The sequence below is a fragment of the Litoreibacter arenae DSM 19593 genome (genome assembly GCF_000442275.2).
In the GTDB taxonomy this organism is placed as follows: domain Bacteria; phylum Pseudomonadota; class Alphaproteobacteria; order Rhodobacterales; family Rhodobacteraceae; genus Litoreibacter; species Litoreibacter arenae.
This window is the reverse complement of sequence record NZ_KE557306.1, coordinates 1,175,361-1,192,507: the sequence shown is the minus strand read 5'-3', so window position 1 is coordinate 1,192,507 and position 17,147 is coordinate 1,175,361. Positions and strand designations below refer to the sequence as shown.

The following is a 17,147-nucleotide window of genomic DNA, read 5'->3' as shown; positions in this document are numbered from 1 at the left end:
CTGAAAGCCGCGTTTGGACAAGCTTGCACTGAGGCGATGGTGAATAAGGGCGTCATCGGACAAGATCAGAGCTAGCATAAGAGGGCTTCCAGTGTGGCGAAGATGCCGAACACTAGAAGCCGTCCCGTTAATGCAATCCTAAAAAACGCGTAGAGTTTTAGAATTTATTTCGTCATCGCGTCCAATATCCGCACCCATGACCGGATGCCCTTATGAAAGCTCGATAGGTCATATTTCTCGTTGGGCGAGTGGATTTGATCGTCGTCCTTCGCGAAGCCGATCAACATCGCGTCCATGCCAAGAATATCCTTGAAATGTCCGGCGATGGGGATCGAGCCGCCACAGCCCACAAACGCGGCGGGGTTGGGCCATTCGTCGGACAATGCGCTGCGGGCCTGCTCGAAAGCGGGATGATCGGTGGACATCTCGGAAGCGGAGGACGCGCCGTGGCCTTTGAACCCGACGCTGCAATCCGCTGGCAGTTGCGCCTCGACAAAGGCGCGGAATGCCTGTCGCAGCTTCTGCGGGTCCTGTCCCGGGACCAATCGGAACGAGATTTTCGCGCTGGCCTGTGACGGTAGAACGGTCTTGAACCCGTCACCCTGATAGCCGCCTGCGATGCCGTTAACCTCGCAGGTGGGGCGGGACCAGATCATCTCCAGACCGGTGCGGCCATCCTCGCCGGCTGGCACCCCAAGGCCGACTTCGCCAAGGAATTCGGCGTTGTCGAAGCCCAGATCGTTCCATTGTTGCGCGATATCGGCCGGCAGCTCTTCAACACCGTCATAGAAACCCGGCACCATGATACGGCCGGAGGCGTCGTGCAGGCTGGCGATAATCTTGGCCAGCACACGGATCGGGTTGCGCGCGATGCCGCCATACATGCCGGAGTGGAGATCCTTGCTGGGGCCGGTAATTGTCACCTCCTCCCCCAGCAAACCGCGCAGGCGGGTGACGATGGCGGGGGTGGCGTCCCCGAATAGGCCGGTGTCACAGATCAGCGCGATGTCGGCTTTCAACTCGTCGGCGTTTTCCTTCAGGAACGGCACCAGCGACGGGGAGCCGCTTTCTTCCTCTCCTTCAAAGAAGAAGGAGATTTTGGCGGGCAGGGTGCCATGCACCGTTTTCCATGCCCGGCAGGCCTCTACGAAGGTCATCAACTGACCCTTGTCGTCAGACGAGCCGCGACCACGGATGACGGGGCCTTTGTCAGTTTCCTCAAGGCGGGGCTCGAAAGGCGGGTTGTCCCACAGTGACAGCGGGTCGACCGGCTGCACGTCATAGTGGCCGTAGAACATCACATGCGGACCGTCACCGTCAGAGTGGGCCACAACCATCGGATGACCGGGTGTTTGGCGTTTCGATGCCTCGAAGCCGATGCTTTCGAGTTCTTCCACCAGCCAGTCGGCGGCTGCATCACAGTCGTCCTTGTAAGCTGGATCGGTCGAGATCGACGGTATGCGTAGCAAGTCCAGTAGTCGCGCGACGGACGCTTCCAGATCGCTGTCGACCTGATCCAATACGGCGTTCAGTGTCATGTTTTTCCAGCCCCCATGCTGATGAATTTGCGCGTGAGGGTAACAGCCGCGCTGCCACTGTCCAGCAACAAGCCCGGCTTTTTCACATAAGCGAAACAATTGGTTTTCCCGCTTGAGACTGCGGAGGAATTGGCGCGTAATATGAGCAACAATGGTCTATATATTGGGGTATCTTGCATGACTTACACTCTGCGTAGCGGCTTTATCGCGCTCGGATTAGTTTTGGTGACGAATCCCCTGAGCGCTGAACCATTGAGCTTCAGGGAGGCGCAAAGCGCTCTGCCCAAAGGCGATCGCACGATCGCCGTGATGCCGCAGACCGCTTTTCTGGACGACAAGCAACGGTCCATTCTGGCGGGTCTGAGAGACACCATTCCATATTACGGCGCGCTGGCGGTTTCACCCGACGAGGGGTTGTTTGTGGAATGGCTGAACGCTGCGGGGCAGCACCATTCACGCGATGCTGCCCGGGCCGCGGCACTCAGTCATTGCGAAGCGAACCGGAAAAGCTCCTCTGCGCGATGCGTCGTTGTGTTGGAGGTGCTGCCGAAAGGGGCGAAACCGGACGCGGCCCTAAGCCTTTCAGCGCCCGCAGCGGATGCATTGCGCGACGATTACCGCAAGTTGAAAGGACCTAAGGCATTCGCAGTCTCGCCGAGTTCCGGCACCTTCGGACTCTCCGAAGGCGGCGCTCAGACGGCTTTGAATGCTTGCAAAGGCGCCGGTGGTGCGGCCCGCGATTGCGTCGTTGTCGTCGCGGATTAGGCCCGTATACGACAAGGACGAGGCCGGTTTCTTAAGGGGCGGCAAATTGTAGCCTGTTCTGGGATGCAAAAATTCGCTAAATGCGGTAGAACTGTTCTAATGCCACAGCGAAAAGGCTGCCAAACCTGTGACTTACGACTCTGCTCTCGACACCGCTCTGCAACGCTTACACGACGAAGGCCGCTACCGGACCTTCATTGACGTGGAGCGGGCGCGTGGCAATTTCCCGCACGCGGTTTGGACCAAACCCGATGGCACGACACAGGACGTAACCATATGGTGTGGCAACGACTATCTGGGTATGGGCCAGCATCCCGTCGTGCTTGCGGCGATGCACGAGGCGCTTGATGCGACCGGCGCAGGGTCCGGCGGCACACGCAACATTTCCGGCACGACCGTTTACCACAAGCGTCTGGAGGCCGAGCTTGCCGATCTGCACCGCAAGGAAGCGGCGCTTCTGTTTACCTCGGCCTACATCGCCAATGACGCAACGTTATCGACGTTGCCGAAGTTGTTTCCCGGTCTGGTTATTCTGAGCGACGACCGAAACCACGCATCGATGATCGAGGGCATACGCCGCAACGGCGGGGCAAAGCGCATCTTTAAGCATAATGATCTGCATGACCTGCGTGCGCAGCTGAAAGCTATACCGGCCAACCTGCCGAAGCTGATCGCGTTCGAGAGCATCTATTCGATGGATGGCGATTTCGGCCCGATCGAGGCTATTCTGGACATTGCAGATGAATTCAACGCGCTGACCTATATAGACGAAGTGCACGCGGTCGGCATGTACGGCCCGCGTGGGGCTGGTGTGGCAGAGCGTGATGGCCTTATGGGGCGTATCGACATCATCAACGGGACGCTGGCCAAAGCCTATGGCGTCATGGGCGGCTACATCGCAGCGTCCGCCAAAATGTGTGATGCGATAAGATCTTACGCGCCAGGCTTCATCTTTACGACTTCGCTGCCGCCTGCCGTGGCGGCTGGTGCCGCCGCATCGGTGGCGCATCTCAAGACCGACACCGGCCTGCGCAAGCAACATCAGGATGGCGCGGCCGCTTTGAAGCTACGCCTGAAGGGGCTTGGCTTGCCGCTGATTGACCATGGATCGCATATCGTTCCGGTACATGTTGGCGACCCGGTGAAATGCAAGATGATCTCGGACCGGCTGCTGGCCGATCATGGCATCTACGTCCAGCCGATCAACTTCCCAACTGTTCCGCGCGGCACTGAGCGTCTGCGCTTCACTCCGTCACCCGTTCACGGCCCTGATCAAGTTGATGCACTGGTGCACGCTATGGACGAGTTATGGTCCCATTGTGCGCTGAATCGCGCCGAGATGGCCGGATAGCGCGCATTCCTTACTGCCACACGCCAACGTGATGTGTTAGTTTGCGGCAATGCGGGCGCGTGGGGACGAATCGATCCCGCATTTAAGGATAACGGATAAAAGCGGGCAGACGCGGATGTTGGGGCGAAACAAACAGCCCAAATCGGAAAAGACCGAGGAGCCTCGGGGTTTCGACGCGTTTGAAATGCGCCTCGGCGACATGATGCGTGGTGAACGCGCCACTTTGGGTAAATCCCTGCTCGATGTGCAGCGCGAACTGAAGATCAAAGCCACCTATATCGCCGCCGTTGAAAATTCCGACCCTTCCGTATTCGAGACCCCGGGATTTATCGCTGGCTACGTGCGCTCCTACGCGCGGTATCTGAGCATGGATCCTGACTGGGCTTATCAGCGGTTCTGTCAGGAAAGCGGCTTTGCAGGGGTCGAGGGGCTTTCGGGCGCTTCGGCACGCAAAGAGGTAAAGGCGCGCGCAAAACCTGTGGGGGAGGAGGCGATCATTCGCCCCGTGGCACCCTATGCGCCATCGGGCGAAAGCGTCTGGTCGCGGATCGAGCCGGGTGCCATTGGCTCCATCGCAGTTCTATTCGGCCTGATCGGGTTGATTGGCTATGGCGGATATTCCGTCTTGCAGGAAATCCAGCGCGTGCAATTCGCGCCGGTTGACCAATCTCCCAGCCTTTCCACCGACGTGGCATCTTTGGCACCTGCCCCTAGTTCACCGGGGCAAACCGAGCTCGCAACGGGTTTTATAGCACCAGCGCCCGATGCGCTTGACCGTCTCTATCGCCCGCAGGCACTGGAGGCACCGGTGTTGACGGCGCGCGACGGGCCTATAGCGGCACTTGACCCGAACTCTATCGGTGCTCTTGTGGACGAGGCCGACCCGCGCCTTGCAACAGCTGAGTTGAGCCGGACCGCCAATGATGCACCGCAACTGGAAACACCTCAGGTTCTTGCGGCCAATGCGCCTGACGTGATGCTCTTTGCGACGCGTCCTGCGTGGGTGCGCATTTCCAATGCGGACGGCAGCGTGTTGTTCGAGAAGATCCTCGACGCCGGCGAGACCTATGTGCTGCCTCAGACCGACGAGGCACCTATGTTGCGGGCTGGGAACTCCGGCTCGTTGTTCTTCAACGTGAAGGGCGAAACCTATGGTCCCGCAGGCCCGGGCACGTCGGTTGCGAAGAACGTGGCTCTGGGGGTTGAGGCGATTACCGAGAACTACGCAGTGGCTGACACAACCGACGAACTGTTGTCAGAAACTCTGACTGCCATGGCTTCTACGCCGGTTGAAGTCGATCCAACCGTCCCTGCGACGGAGTAGCCGCGGGATTTATCCGGCGTATACGTTGCGACCCCTACCGGCGGGGGCTATATCACCAGATAACAGCAGCAGTTGAATAAGGCGCGCAGCCCATGTCCTCTCTTCATGCCATTCGCCCATGGCGTCAGATCGACCGCCGGAAGTCCCGCCAGATCATGGTGGGGAACGTCCCGGTAGGGGGCGACGCGCCAATCACTGTCCAGACAATGACCAATACAGACAGCTCCGACGTGGCCGCGACGGTGGCACAGGTTCAAGCCTGCGCGGAGGCCGGGGCGGACATCGTGCGGGTGTCCACGCCGGACGCCTCTTCGACGAAAGCCTTGCGCGAAATCGTGAAGGAAAGCCCGGTGCCAATCGTGGCCGACATCCACTTTCACTACAAACGCGCCATTGAAGCCGCCGAGGCGGGGGCTGCATGTCTGCGCATCAACCCCGGCAATATCGGCGATGCGTCGCGCGTGCGCGAGGTGATTAAAGCCGCGAAGGACCATGGTTGCTCTATCCGCATCGGGGTCAATGCGGGTTCACTCGAAAAGCACCTGCTTGATAAATATGCGGAACCTTGCCCCGAGGCGATGATTGAATCGGGCCTCGACCATATCCGTATCTTGCAAGACAACGATTTCCACGAGTTCAAGATTAGCTGCAAGGCCTCTGACGTATTTCTCGCCGCCGCTGCCTATCAAGGGCTGGCAGAAGCCACCGACGCGCCGATCCATCTTGGTATCACAGAGGCGGGCGGGTTGACCTCCGGCACGATCAAGTCGGCCATCGGTCTGGGCAATCTACTGTGGAGCGGGATCGGCGACACGATCCGCGTGTCCCTGTCCGCAGACCCCGTCGAAGAGGTGAAGGTCGGGTATGAGATTTTGAAGTCGCTGGGGCTGCGCCACCGCGGGGTGAACATTATTTCCTGCCCCTCCTGCGCGCGGCAGGGCTTCGACGTCATCAAGACGGTCGAGAAGCTGGAGAAACGTCTGGAACATATCAAGACGCCGATGAGTCTCTCCATCATCGGCTGCGTGGTCAATGGACCCGGCGAGGCGCTGATGACAGACGTCGGTTTCACCGGCGGCGGGGCTGGGTCCGGCATGGTTTATCTGGCGGGCAAGCAGAGCCACAAGCTGAACAACGACCAGATGGTTGAGCATATCGTCGAACAGGTCGAAAAACGCGCCGCCGAGATTGAGGCGACGCAGGCTGAAGCGGCCGAGTAATGCTGAAATACATCGTTCTCGGGCTGGTATTAACGGCGATCGCTTTTGCAGCTATCGTGCGCCTTCGGCCAATCACTCCGGCGACTTGGCATGTCGACCCCGAGACAATCGCCAGCAAGGGAAAAGCAGGACATTTTACCGTCACGACTGGCGGCGACATTGAACCTTACGTGGTCGAGGGCAGCCTGGTTCAAGTTGCCGAGGCTTTGCAGGAACGCATTGACGGATCATCGGGCACGACCGTGCTGGCCGGAGACCTGAGCGACGGCTTCGCCACCTATGTCACACGATCAAAGTTCTGGGGTTTCCCTGACGTCACGAATATCAAGCTGGAGCCGAAGGGCGATCAGACCAAGGTCCACATGGCCGCACGCTTGGTCTATGGCAAAGCGGATTTCGGGGTGAACGAGGCCCGCGTGCGACATTGGCTTGGGGCGGTGAAGGGCTAGCCCGTCACACAGCTTTGCCCTGTTTCGCGCCACATCGGCACGTTCAGTGACATTTCGCAGCGCGCCATGAAAACGCGGCCTCCAACACTCAGGCACCGTTGTTCCCCGAGTTCGACCCGCGCGCCTGACTTGTCGGTGCAATAGCACTCCACCGTCCTTCCGGAGGGCGAGGTCACATCGGCGCTGATCGGCAATGTCAGCGTGGTGAAGACGGCGACATATTTCCACATGAGCAATAGATTAGCACACTTGACCCCACACCGCCAAATGTCCATCAACGCGCCATGGTGTCATTGGACAGACTTCAGCAAATCACCGAACGGTTCGAGTATCTTGAGGCGCGGCTTGCCTCGGGGAACATGGATGATTTCGCAGGCCTGTCCCGTGAATATTCCGAGCTGAAACCTGTTGCCGACGAAGTCGCGTCCTATCGCCAATTGATTACGGATATCGAAGAGGCGCGGGCGATGTTGTCCGACCCTGAAATGCGAGAATTGGCGCAGGAAGAATTGCCCGCGCTGGAAGCTCGCCTGCCGGAGGCCGAGGCCTCGATCAAGCTGGCGCTTTTGCCGAAGGACGAAGCCGACGCAAGGCCCGCCATGCTTGAAATCCGACCCGGCACCGGCGGGGACGAGGCGGCGTTGTTCGCGGGGGATCTGTTGAACATGTATCGCCGCTACTCCGAGGCACGCGGTTGGACCTTTGATCTGATCGACTATCAGGAAAGCGAACTTGGCGGCGTGAAGGCGGTCACCGCCCATATCAAGGGGCAAAACGTGTTTGCCCGCCTGAAGTTCGAGAGCGGCGTCCACCGTGTCCAGCGTGTGCCGGTTACTGAAAGCGGCGGGCGGGTGCATACCTCGGCGGCGACGGTGGCCGTGCTGCCGGAGGCTGAGGAGGTCGACATCGACATCCCCGCCAGCGATCTGCGCATCGACACGATGCGCGCGTCTGGGGCAGGGGGACAACATGTCAACACCACCGATTCCGCCGTACGGATCACGCATATTCCCACGGGGATCATCGTGGTCAGCGCCGAGAAGTCGCAGCACCGCAACCGTGAGATCGCCATGCAAGTGATGCGGGCGCGGCTTTATGATCTGGAGCGGCAGAAGCTGGATGACGAACGCTCCGCCGCGCGCAAGAGTCAGGTCGGCTCCGGCGACCGTTCGGAGCGCATCCGCACGTATAACTTCCCGCAAGGGCGCATGTCGGACCATCGTATTAACCTGACGCTCTACAAGCTCGATCAGATCATGCAGGGTGATCTGGACGAGATCATCGACGCGCTGACAGCAGACGCTCAGGCCCAAATGTTGGCCGAACAAGGGCTATGAGCGACCCGTTAGCCACCGCCGTCGTACGATTGCACGAGGCCGGTATACCCGATCCGCATACCGAGGTCCGCCGTCTTGACGCTTTGGCAAGAGAGCAGGGCAAGGAGCTTGCCGATCTGGTCGCCCGCCGTGCCACGCATGAACCGTTTTCGCACATTGCAGGCCATCGCGCGTTTTGGAATCATGAATTCTTCGTCAACGCAGACGTACTCGACCCGCGCCCCGACACCGAAACACTGGTCGAGGCGGCGTTAAGCCTGCCATTCGACACTGTGCTGGACCTTGGCACCGGTTCAGGCTGCATTCTGTTTTCCATATTGGCGGAACGGCCGTCAACTACAGGCACCGGAACCGACATATCGGCTGACGCGCTGACTGTTGCGCAGCGCAACGCGGACCACATAGGCGTGGCGGATCGCATGACATTAATCAAAAGCGACTGGTTTGCCGAGGTGGAAGGTCACTTCGACCTTATCACCTCCAACCCGCCGTACATTACCGAGGCCGCCTATGCCGAGTTGCATCCCACGGTACACCGCTTCGAGCCGCGCATAGCTCTGACACCCGGCGGGGACGGGCTGAACCCGTATCGTGTGATCGCGGCTCAAGCTGCTGACTATCTGACCTCCGAAGGCTACGTCCTTGTGGAAATCGGCTTTGACCAAGGGGACAGCGTGCAAGCTATCTTCCGCGCGCAAGGATGGCGAGACGTCGCCTGTATTCCCGACCTCAATGGCAAAGACCGCGTGATCCGAGCCAAAGCGCCACAATAGTGTGATAAACAGCGCGAAAACCTGCCTTAAAGCGCAGAATCAGCTTGCAAATGACCGGTTTGGCTGTTTTTGTCTTCTTAGTAGGTCGCAGGCGTTTCAGGCGCCTCCTACGCTTAAGCCCAAAATAAGGTCTCGGTTCTAACGTCATGGGGACGCCGCCAGCTTGGAAGCGGACAGAATCGAAAACGGACCAAAGCTCAAACGGCTGGAACCCAAAACTCATGAGATCATCGAAGTCCCGCTCGCGCGGAAAGAACCGCAATAACAACAACCGCTCTGGCGTTAATGTCGTCAACCGGGTGTTTGATAGCTCCGGCCCGGAGGGCAAGGTGCGCGGAACCCCGCAGCAGATCATCGAAAAATACCAACAGTTGCATCGTGATGCGCAGCTGTCTAACGACCGTGTCGCCGCTGAAAATTTCTCTCAACATGCCGAGCATTACGCCCGTATGCTTGGTGAAGCGATGAGAGAGCAGGAGGCGCGCCGCGAAGCCCACGAGGCCCAGCAGCAAGCACAGCGCGAGCAGCAACAAAAGCGCGATCAGCAGCACGCCCAAAATCAACAACGTGACGAGCAGAAACAGCCCGATAAGCGCAATGAAGACCAAAACCAGCAGCCGGATGCGTCGACGGGTGATATGTCGCCCGCCGCGCTTGCCGCCGCGGCCGGTTCGCGCGCCAAGGGCAGCAGAAAGCAATCTGCCGATGTGATCGACCTGTCCGACGGCAATGACAGCTCTGACAGTGGTCTTGTGGAAACCGTGGAAGCCGAGCCGAAGCCCGCGCGCAAGCCGCGCACCCGCAAGCCGAAGGCGAAGCCTACGGACGATACCGATACGCCGAAGGATGAAACACCAGCGGCCGAGTGATCAGCTACGCGTCATTTCTCGCGCCAAGGCGCAAAATGCCTCCAGTGAAACCTGTTCCGCCCGCTCCGTGGGCGGGATACCTGCGGCCCGCAAGCGGTCCTCGATATCAGGGGACAACGCTTTCAGCGCGGCACGCAGCATCTTGCGGCGCTGATTGAATGCAGCACCCACCACCCGCGACAAGACCGCTGGGTCCGCCTCGAAGCGGGGCTTGTCAAGCGCCGTCAGATGGACGACCGCAGAATGAACTTTGGGGGCAGGCACGAAGGCTTCGGGCGGTAATTCCATGACGATCCGTGCATCGGCACGCCATTGCGCCAGCAGGGCGAGGCGACCGTATTTTTTCGTGCCGGGTTGCGCCACGATCCGCTCCGCCACTTCACGCTGGAACATGAGCGTCAGGCTTTGCCAGAATGGGGGCCAGTCTTTCGGCGTGAGCCAGCGCACCAGCAATTCGGTGCCGACATTATAGGGCAGGTTGGCCGCAACGCGGATTGGCGGCGTCAGGTGTTCCAGCGGGTTCACCTCCAAGGCGTCGCCTTGTATGACCTGCAACCGACCGGGGTAGGCGTCCGCGATTTCGGCCAAGGCCGGCAGGCATCGCGGATCTTTTTCCACCGCCAACACACGGCGCGCGCCTTCGGCGAGCAACCCGCGGGTCAGACCGCCGGGGCCGGGACCAACCTCCAGCACGTCGCAGCCCGAAAGGTCGCCAGCCTGTCGCGCGATTTTGGCGGTCAGGTTCAGGTCCAGCAGGAAGTTCTGCCCAAGGCTTTTCTTTGCCGACAACTGGTGAGTTCGGATCACCTCCGAAAGCGGTGGAAGGCCGTCGATCTGCGCCATCTGCTACCCTCGCTTGCCCGCCATATCCCACGCCATGCGCAATGCCGCGATTGTCGAGGTCGGGTCGGCCACGCCTTTGCCTGCGATGTCGAAGGCAGTTCCGTGGTCGGGAGACGTGCGGATGAAGGGCAGCCCCAAAGTGACATTCACCCCGCCCGCGAAATCTATCGTCTTGATCGGGATTAGCGCCTGATCGTGATACATGCACACCGCTGCATCATAGCCCGCACGGGCTTGTGCGTGAAACATCGTATCCGCACTCATCGGGCCTGAGAGGCGCATGCCGCTCTCAGACAGGCGCTCCAACAATGGCGCGATCATGGTGATCTCTTCCGTGCCCATCGCGCCGCCTTCGCCTGCGTGGGGATTTAATCCCGCGACCGCCAAACGCGGCTCTGCAATCCCGAAGTCGCGCTTCAGGGCGGCTTCCGTGATGCGCAGGGTGTCTTCCAAAAGCGCGGGCGTCAGTGCGCCCGGCACATCGGCCAAGCCGATGTGTATCGTCACCGGCACGACCCGCAATTCCGGGCAGGCGAGCATCATTACAACGCGCTCCACCCCCGCTAAGGCCGCAAGGTATTCCGTGTGGCCGGGGTAGGCGAAGTCCGCGCCGTCTTTCAGCGCCTTCTTGTGAATGGGCAGGGTGCACAGCGCCGACGCAGCGCCCGAGGTCACCAGATCAACACCGTGCGCGATGACGTCGATTACGCCTTGGGCGTTGCGCGGGTCAGGCTGGCCTGCCACTGCGTCTCCAGCGAATCTATGGTGTAGCAAAGGTAGCGCAGCTTCGTCGCCGGTTACGTCGCCTACCGAGGCCACTTCGACAACCGGTCCGCTCACATGCCGTCGATCCGCGAGCAGAACCATAGGCACTTCACCACGCAGCGCCTCAAAGGCCTTGTGGGCGATCTCCAAGCCAACCCCCGCAGGTTCGCCGCAGCTTACCACGACGGGGGCGCGGGTGGTCATTGCTCGATGATAACTGCGTCGGCCCGCAGCTCTTCAAGGAAGCTGTCAGCGAAAGAGGCGATGCGCTGGTTGAACAACTGCTCACGCACGCGGGCGCGCAGATCGATCTCTTCGCCGTTTTCATCCAGCGGCACTGCGATGGTTCGCGCACACAGCATCAGATAGACCAGAAACGCCCCGTCTTGGCGGGTAAGTGCGGTGGACACTTCGTTGCTGTCGAGTTTTGCCAGCTCCATCGCGATGTCGCCCGGCACCTCACCAGCAGGCAGGGTGGTGCGCTCGAAATATTCGGGAGGCAGCTTCTTGGCTGGGGTATAGAGGTCGTCGCATGTGTCATACTGCGTTTCGAACTTGCGAGCCTGTGCCAGCGTGTCCTCGGTGCGGCCTCCTGGGAAAAGGATCGTGACATAGTCCAGCTCTTGCGCCTCCGGCGCCTCGCCCTCTGTTTCCTCAAGACCACGCAACTGAAACAACCCGACAGCGTTGCCAAGGCCGACCGGCTCGCTCACCTCACCGGGGGCAAGGGTCAGCACTGCGGCGCGAACTTGCGGGGGCACATTCCCCAGCGGCAACCATTCCAGGCGACCGCCACTGTTGCGGGTCGGGGATGCCGAATAGCGCCGCGCTGCTGCGCTGAACGCGCCTTCGCCGCTGATTGTCTCTGACAGGCGTTGCGCCAATGCCTGATTGCGTTCGGCCACGGGTGGGGCGAGTGGCAACACGATTTCGGCCAGCAGGACGCGGGCGCCGCCGGTTGATCCTTGCAACGCCAGCGCACGGTCGACCTCTGCCTCGGTCACCTGACTGCGAGAGCCGTAACGGCCTTGCACCAGCTCGCGCCAGGCCAGCCCGGCGGCAACGAAGTCCCGAAACGTTTCTGCCGAGACGCCCGCCTGTTCGATCGCTTTGATGAATTGCTCTGCGTCCAGTTCGGCGCGGCTCGCAAACTCTTCCATGCCTTCGCGTATCTGCTCTTCGGTCGGTGCAATGCCCGCGCGGCGGGTCTCCGTCAGGCGAAGGCGGTCATCAATGAGCCCTTTGCGGGCTTCGGTCGCGGGATTTCCCGGAGCACGTAGCAACGTCAGAAAGCGCTCGCGCTGTTGTAACTCGTAGTTGGTAATCACCATATCGTTCACGGTGATAGCTGTCTGGAACAGCCCCTGCTGCTGGGCATATGCCGGAGCGGTCAGGGTCAATACCGCAAGGGTCAGGGCGAAAACTCGGGTCAGGAGCGCATGTATCGGCGTCATCTTATCTGCTCTGTTCTTATCCGTTGCACTGTCGGGCGAAGCTGGCACCGCCGATCCCGCGCGCGCCGAAGCCCGCAAGCTGAACCGACAGGTTGAGGTCCGTCGTTGGTGATACACTAGTAGAAGTCGTGAAGCGGCGCGAGACCGAAAGGTCCATTTTGGCGCATTCGTTCTGGTAGCTTATGCCGAACCCTGCCTCTGTGGTCCGATCATCGACAAAATCGTAGCGCAATTCGCTCAAAAGGGTCCAGTGACGCGACACGCGGTAGGCCCCCTCAAACGCAAACTCGGACGTGTCGATCAGGCGCCCCTCGGAAGCGTCAGCTTCCAGCCAGGCGAAGGTCGAAGCCAGTTGATAGGTGTCTGTCGTCCAGCCCAAACGCATTTCGTTCCGTGCGAAGGAGAACTCGTCGTCGAAGATTGCGCGGTTTATCAGGTCGAAGCGTTCTCCCACTTTGAGTTGCGCTGCAACCAGCCAATCCGAGGACTTCCCATCCAAACCGGAGGATGTTGCGGTCGCCGGCGCGTTGACGAACTGCCCCAAATCCTCATCGCGAAAGATGCGTCCGACGGTCAATCCAAGGGACCAACCGGCGTGCGCTTGACGTGTGTAGGTCATACCGATGTTCAGGCGGGAGCCTTGCTCGCGCCGGTCTGCGCCGGGAAAGCGGGAGAACTCGAAGATATTTGCTTCGTCAAACTCCACCAACAAGCTGTCTTCGTTGTCGATCCCGTCGCGGTTGTCCTTGGTCACCACAAGCTGGACGACCGGCTCCAGCAGATGATTGGCTTTCGCGCCTTGGCGCAGCATCGGCCAGCGCCATTCAAGCGCGGCATAGGGCGTCACCTCGACGGTGTCGTCAAACGCAAGCGCGGGGTTGGGGCGCGGTTGCCGGATCTTGTAGCCGTCAATGAATACTGCCCCCTCTGCCGCAAGAAGCATCCCGTTGTTCCAGAGCCAGTCACGACGCCATTCGGCAGACGTCGTCACCCTGACCACATCGCGCGACAGCCCTTCGTTGGTCGGGTCGGTGTCGGCGCGGCGGTAATGTCCGTGGGCTTGGGCGGTCAGCGTCGCGATGCCGCCCAGATAAGAAGGCGAAAAGCGTTTCACATAAGTCGCGTCCCCGACAATCGTTGGAAGGGTGCGGTTGTTTTCGCTGTCACGCAGCGACTTATAATGGATCACTTCCGCGCCAATATACTCGTCGCGCCGCGCCCGCTCCACCGAGATGGCACTGTCAAGACGGTCCTTGTCCGAATAGTCGTAGAGCAGCAGGTAGCCCGGGTCCGACACCAGCTCTACGTCGAATTTCCCGGTGAACCCCGCACCGACCGCGAAGGTTCCGTCCGCGAAGAGATAGCTGCGCGTATCAAGGCTGCTGGCGTTGTCGTCGGTTACCGCCCCGTTGATCTCGATCTCGCCTCTGGCGAATTTCTGGCGGTAGCGGGCTTCCAATGTTCTAGCACCTTTGGTTGTCAACCAAGGGGTAAGAGTGATATCCGCGTGATCGCCCAACGTGAAAAAATAAGGTGTGCGCAACCCGACGCCCAAGTCGCCGTTAGAGCGTAGCTCCGGCACCAGAAAGCCGTTGGCGCGTTTCACCGTCGGGTCGGGCAGCCGCAGATAGGGCGCGTAGAAAACGGGAAGCCCCATGACGCGCAACGTCGCGTTGCTAAAGTAAAGCTGCCGTTCCTTAGCATCATGCACCACCCGCTTGGACCGGATTTCCCAGAGGGGAACCGGATCGGATTCGCAGATATGGCAACTTGATACGACGGTTTTGTAGAGTTGGGTGTATCGACCTTCTGTGCGCCGCACTTCGGCGGCAGCAAGCTGGAGCTGCCGCGCATATACGACGCGCGCACTTTTCAGGACGCCATCCCGCAAATCACCGGACAGCTGGGCGAACTCGGCGGCAACGAGCGTGTTGCTCCGGTCGGTGATGTAGATCGGGCCCGTCACTACTAGAGTGTCTGTTTCGCCGTCATAGGTGATGGATTGCGCTCGCAGACGCACGCCGTCCTGCAGGATTTCCACATTGCCTGTTGCGCTTAGCTGCTGAGTGTCACTGGTGAAGACGACGTTGTCGGCCACAAGGCTGGCCGTGTCGGCGCTTTGCTGCCCGAAACCGGGAGCAGCCGCCGAAGCCGCCAGCAACAATCCAAACAGGGCCGCACGCATGTCAGCCATCCTCCGTATGCAGCAAAAGGCCAAGTGACAGGAATATCCCCGCCAGTGGCGGCGCCCATGCTGCGACCAATACCGGAATTTGCCCGTTCTGGCCAAGCACCTGTGCAAAGTTTCGCAAAAAGAAGATGCCGAACCCCATCAAGACAGCAAACAACACCATCAGTCCCGTCTTGCCAAACCGCGTGTGACGCATGGTGAAACCCGCGCCGATAAGCACCATCGCCGCGAGCAGTACCGGATTTGCCAGCTCCATATTCAGCCATACCCGGTGTTGCAATGCGGAGAACCCGGCACGATCGAGTTGTCGAATGAACTTCGGTAGCTCCCAAATTGGGATGGACGATGGCGAGCCGAAACTGTCGCGGATTTGGTCGCGCGTCAGGTCCGATGGCACGTTGAGCTGCGGATGCGTGACCGCGCCCGACTCGGGGTTTTCCAACTCGGAGAAGGACCATCGTTTGGCCTTTGACAAAATCCAGTTGCCCGGTTCCAACAATGCCTCGGCGGCCTCGATGCGGTACCGGACGGACCCATCCGCACCAAAGCCGTAGAATGTCACGCCAAAAAAGCGCGTGCCGTCGAGGTTGGATCGCTCTGCGCGGATCACGACCTGTCCCCCGGCGCTGGCCTGCCGCAGCCAAAGACCTTCCTCGGAGACCGAGCTTACAGAACTGCCGTTCGTCGCATAGCGGCCTGACACGACTTCAAACTGCTTTGAGGTCGCCGCGACAATGGGGTTGAGAACTGCAACGCCCAGAGCGCCAAACAGCAGCGCGGTGAGAACCGGTGCCGCAAGCGATCGCAGAGCAGAACGACCTGACGCCCGCGTGACGACCAATTCCGACGTGCGTGCAAGCCCCAGAAACAGCGTGATCGTCGCAAGCACAACCAGCAAGGGCAGCATACGATACATTGTGGCAGGAGCATTAAGAAGCGCCAGTTGCCCTGCCTCCATCACGCCGACCAATTCGCTGTCGAAACGGCGCATCTGCTCAACCAGATCAATCAGAAGGACGATCCCGAAAAAGACGCCAAACACTATGGTGAAGGACCAGATAAAACGGCGCGCGAAGTATATATCCAACCTCATGCCGCAACTCCTTTGGGCGTTCGCCCACGCAACCGTTTGAGCGATGTGGAGTAAAGCAGGACGGCCGCGAGCGCTGCGCCTACCGCAGGGGCCGCATATGCTAGCCAGAACAGGCTAGCATCCTTGCGGGCGGCCTCCTCCGCGACGTTGGAGACCAGTTGCACCAGAATGATGAGCACGACCGCGATGATGACCTGACGCCAGACCCCGAATCTGGAGAACCCGCCCAAAAGCAGTGTGGCAAATCCCATGAGCGGCACGACAATCGCGAGCAAGGATTTTGCGAAACGGTCATGTCCCTCAAAGAGAAAATCCGCAAGCTCGCCGGAGGCCGATGCAAGATCCGCCTCGGACGGATTCAGCAGCACAGGGGTCGACAGTTCGCGCAAATCGCGTTGCCTTGTTCGGTCGGCCCCGATCAGCGCCCCGATGTCGTAGGCGAAATCGACGAACGCAACGGTGGAAAGTCTGCCGGTCTCGGGTCGGAAGGTCTGCGCCAGCCCATTGCGCATGACAAGACGTGGGCCAGTGTCCCCGCGAACAAGGAAAGCCCGTTCCGCCGTGTAGGTCACCACAGCATCCGGATCGCGGCTGTCTTCTAGGAAAAGCTGCTCCAACTCGCCAAGATCGGTGATGCTTCGGATATAAACCGCAATATCGTCGGTGGGGTGTAGAAACTGCCCTTCTTTCAAGAATTGTGCAGTGATATCGCGCGAAATTTCTTGGCTGCGACCTGCCAACTCGCTCCGAGCGGCGGGCACAAGGATATGTGCCAACACGGCAACCAGTAAAGCGACCAAAATCCCGAAGAAAATCACCGGCCTGCCGATGCGCAGCGCCGACGCACCTGCGGTCTGAAGCACGACCATTTCCGAGTCGGAGCTGAGTCTGTTCGTCACATATACCGCCGCCACGAAGGCCGAAATGGGCAGTACGATCAGAATGACATAGGGCAGCGTAAGTAGGGTGAATTCCAGAAACACCAAGGCCGTTTGCCCGTCGCTGATCAACTGGTCAAAAAGGCCGATGGCGCGGTTGACCCAGTAGACCGACACAAGCACAAGGGAAAAGAAGCCAAACAGGACCAACAATTGCGACAGCATGTATCTGTCGAATCGTGCCAAACCCTGTCCTCCTTAGTTGTTGGCCCGCGTTCTAGCGCAAAATCTGGGACT

General features: G+C 59.9%; 16 protein-coding genes. 8 read left to right on the top strand and 8 right to left on the bottom strand.

Going from position 1 to position 17,147, the window contains the following annotated elements:
* Positions 1 to 164 precede the first annotated feature (164 nt).
* The gene (locus THALAR_RS05920; RefSeq protein WP_021100590.1) at positions 165 to 1,538 is read right to left on the bottom strand and encodes a M20/M25/M40 family metallo-hydrolase; all 1,374 of its coding nucleotides are present in this window, start codon (positions 1,536 to 1,538) and stop codon (positions 165 to 167) included.
* Between the two features lie 177 nt (positions 1,539 to 1,715).
* Here THALAR_RS05920 and THALAR_RS05915 point away from each other — a divergent pair, with 177 nt between their 5' ends.
* The 5 genes from THALAR_RS05915 (at position 1,716) to THALAR_RS05895 (ending at position 6,647) form a co-directional block, all read left to right on the top strand.
* Positions 1,716 to 2,303 carry a 5-aminolevulic acid synthase gene (locus THALAR_RS05915; protein ID WP_154666748.1) on the top strand — a complete coding sequence of 196 codons (588 nt, stop codon included), beginning with the start codon at positions 1,716 to 1,718 and terminating at the stop codon, positions 2,301 to 2,303.
* 127 nt (positions 2,304 to 2,430) lie between these two features.
* A complete protein-coding gene (gene hemA, locus THALAR_RS05910) occupies positions 2,431 to 3,654 on the top strand; it encodes a 5-aminolevulinate synthase (RefSeq protein WP_021100588.1) in 1,224 nt (407 codons plus the stop codon).
* Positions 3,655 to 3,769: 115 nt separating this feature from the next.
* Entirely contained in the window at positions 3,770 to 4,978 is a 1,209-nt protein-coding gene (locus THALAR_RS05905; protein WP_021100587.1) for a helix-turn-helix domain-containing protein, read from the top strand.
* A 92-nt stretch (positions 4,979 to 5,070) separates the two neighbouring features.
* Entirely contained in the window at positions 5,071 to 6,198 is a 1,128-nt protein-coding gene (gene ispG, locus THALAR_RS05900) for a flavodoxin-dependent (E)-4-hydroxy-3-methylbut-2-enyl-diphosphate synthase (RefSeq protein WP_021100586.1), read from the top strand.
* Positions 6,198 to 6,647, top strand: coding sequence for a DUF1499 domain-containing protein (locus THALAR_RS05895; RefSeq protein WP_021100585.1), 450 nt, complete (start codon positions 6,198 to 6,200; stop codon positions 6,645 to 6,647). Before ispG ends, THALAR_RS05895 begins: the two co-directional genes overlap by 1 nt.
* On the opposite strand, the gene THALAR_RS05890 is transcribed toward THALAR_RS05895, so the two are convergent.
* Positions 6,644 to 6,877 (bottom strand): hypothetical protein, encoded by a 234-nt coding sequence (locus THALAR_RS05890; protein WP_021100584.1) that lies wholly within the window; start codon positions 6,875 to 6,877, stop codon positions 6,644 to 6,646. The two genes, THALAR_RS05895 and THALAR_RS05890, sit on opposite strands and share 4 nt — an antisense overlap.
* A 54-nt stretch (positions 6,878 to 6,931) precedes the next feature.
* On the opposite strand from THALAR_RS05890, the gene prfA reads away from it, so the two are divergent.
* From prfA to THALAR_RS05875, 3 genes are all read left to right on the top strand, one after another.
* On the top strand, positions 6,932 to 7,984 hold the full coding sequence (gene prfA, locus THALAR_RS05885; protein WP_021100583.1) for a peptide chain release factor 1: 1,053 nt from the start codon (positions 6,932 to 6,934) through the stop codon (positions 7,982 to 7,984).
* Positions 7,981 to 8,757, top strand: a complete 777-nt coding sequence (gene prmC, locus THALAR_RS05880) for a peptide chain release factor N(5)-glutamine methyltransferase (RefSeq protein ID WP_021100582.1) — start codon at positions 7,981 to 7,983, stop codon at positions 8,755 to 8,757. Before prfA ends, prmC begins: the two co-directional genes overlap by 4 nt.
* Positions 8,758 to 8,978: 221 nt before the next feature.
* Entirely contained in the window at positions 8,979 to 9,626 is a 648-nt protein-coding gene (locus THALAR_RS05875) for a DUF4167 domain-containing protein (RefSeq protein WP_021100581.1), read from the top strand.
* Here the strand turns inward: THALAR_RS05875 and rsmA are convergent, their stop codons facing one another.
* The 6 genes from rsmA to lptF are packed head-to-tail and all read right to left on the bottom strand — an operon-like array spanning position 9,627 to position 17,096.
* The gene (rsmA, locus tag THALAR_RS05870; RefSeq protein ID WP_021100580.1) at positions 9,627 to 10,469 is read right to left on the bottom strand and encodes a 16S rRNA (adenine(1518)-N(6)/adenine(1519)-N(6))-dimethyltransferase RsmA; all 843 of its coding nucleotides are present in this window, start codon (positions 10,467 to 10,469) and stop codon (positions 9,627 to 9,629) included.
* Positions 10,470 to 10,472: 3 nt separating this feature from the next.
* Positions 10,473 to 11,438: a 4-hydroxythreonine-4-phosphate dehydrogenase PdxA gene (gene pdxA / locus THALAR_RS05865; protein WP_021100579.1), complete on the bottom strand. Its 966-nt coding sequence runs from the start codon at positions 11,436 to 11,438 to the stop codon at positions 10,473 to 10,475.
* Positions 11,435 to 12,688, bottom strand: coding sequence for a peptidylprolyl isomerase (locus THALAR_RS05860; protein WP_021100578.1), 1,254 nt, complete (start codon positions 12,686 to 12,688; stop codon positions 11,435 to 11,437). Before THALAR_RS05860 ends, pdxA begins: the two co-directional genes overlap by 4 nt.
* A 16-nt stretch (positions 12,689 to 12,704) precedes the next feature.
* Complete coding sequence (locus THALAR_RS05855) at positions 12,705 to 14,882, bottom strand: LPS-assembly protein LptD (protein WP_083483394.1); 2,178 nt, start codon at positions 14,880 to 14,882, stop codon at positions 12,705 to 12,707.
* Positions 14,875 to 15,972 (bottom strand): LPS export ABC transporter permease LptG, encoded by a 1,098-nt coding sequence (gene lptG, locus THALAR_RS05850; RefSeq protein WP_021100576.1) that lies wholly within the window; start codon positions 15,970 to 15,972, stop codon positions 14,875 to 14,877. Before lptG ends, THALAR_RS05855 begins: the two co-directional genes overlap by 8 nt.
* Positions 15,969 to 17,096, bottom strand: a complete 1,128-nt coding sequence (lptF, locus tag THALAR_RS05845) for an LPS export ABC transporter permease LptF (RefSeq protein ID WP_021100575.1) — start codon at positions 17,094 to 17,096, stop codon at positions 15,969 to 15,971. The genes lptG and lptF overlap by 4 nt, the downstream gene beginning before the upstream one ends.
* Positions 17,097 to 17,147: the final 51 nt, after the last annotated feature.

Bases quoted from the DNA above. Each gene is read 5' to 3' on its own strand.
- THALAR_RS05890 (WP_021100584.1), bottom strand. From the start codon at position 6,877: ATGTGGAAATATGTCGCCGTCTTCACCACGCTGACATTGCCGATCAGC.
- THALAR_RS05905 (WP_021100587.1), top strand. From the start codon at position 3,770: ATGTTGGGGCGAAACAAACAGCCCAAATCGGAAAAGACCGAGGAGCCT.
- THALAR_RS05860 (WP_021100578.1), bottom strand. From the start codon at position 12,688: ATGACGCCGATACATGCGCTCCTGACCCGAGTTTTCGCCCTGACCCTT.
- pdxA (WP_021100579.1), bottom strand. From the start codon at position 11,438: ATGACCACCCGCGCCCCCGTCGTGGTAAGCTGCGGCGAACCTGCGGGG.
- rsmA (WP_021100580.1), bottom strand. From the start codon at position 10,469: ATGGCGCAGATCGACGGCCTTCCACCGCTTTCGGAGGTGATCCGAACT.
- THALAR_RS05875 (WP_021100581.1), top strand. From the start codon at position 8,979: ATGAGATCATCGAAGTCCCGCTCGCGCGGAAAGAACCGCAATAACAAC.
- prmC (WP_021100582.1), top strand. From the start codon at position 7,981: ATGAGCGACCCGTTAGCCACCGCCGTCGTACGATTGCACGAGGCCGGT.
- prfA (WP_021100583.1), top strand. From the start codon at position 6,932: ATGGTGTCATTGGACAGACTTCAGCAAATCACCGAACGGTTCGAGTAT.
- lptG (WP_021100576.1), bottom strand. From the start codon at position 15,972: ATGAGGTTGGATATATACTTCGCGCGCCGTTTTATCTGGTCCTTCACC.
- THALAR_RS05855 (WP_083483394.1), bottom strand. From the start codon at position 14,882: ATGGCTGACATGCGTGCGGCCCTGTTTGGATTGTTGCTGGCGGCTTCG.
- THALAR_RS05920 (WP_021100590.1), bottom strand. From the start codon at position 1,538: ATGACACTGAACGCCGTATTGGATCAGGTCGACAGCGATCTGGAAGCG.
- THALAR_RS05895 (WP_021100585.1), top strand. From the start codon at position 6,198: ATGCTGAAATACATCGTTCTCGGGCTGGTATTAACGGCGATCGCTTTT.
- ispG (WP_021100586.1), top strand. From the start codon at position 5,071: ATGTCCTCTCTTCATGCCATTCGCCCATGGCGTCAGATCGACCGCCGG.
- THALAR_RS05915 (WP_154666748.1), top strand. From the start codon at position 1,716: ATGACTTACACTCTGCGTAGCGGCTTTATCGCGCTCGGATTAGTTTTG.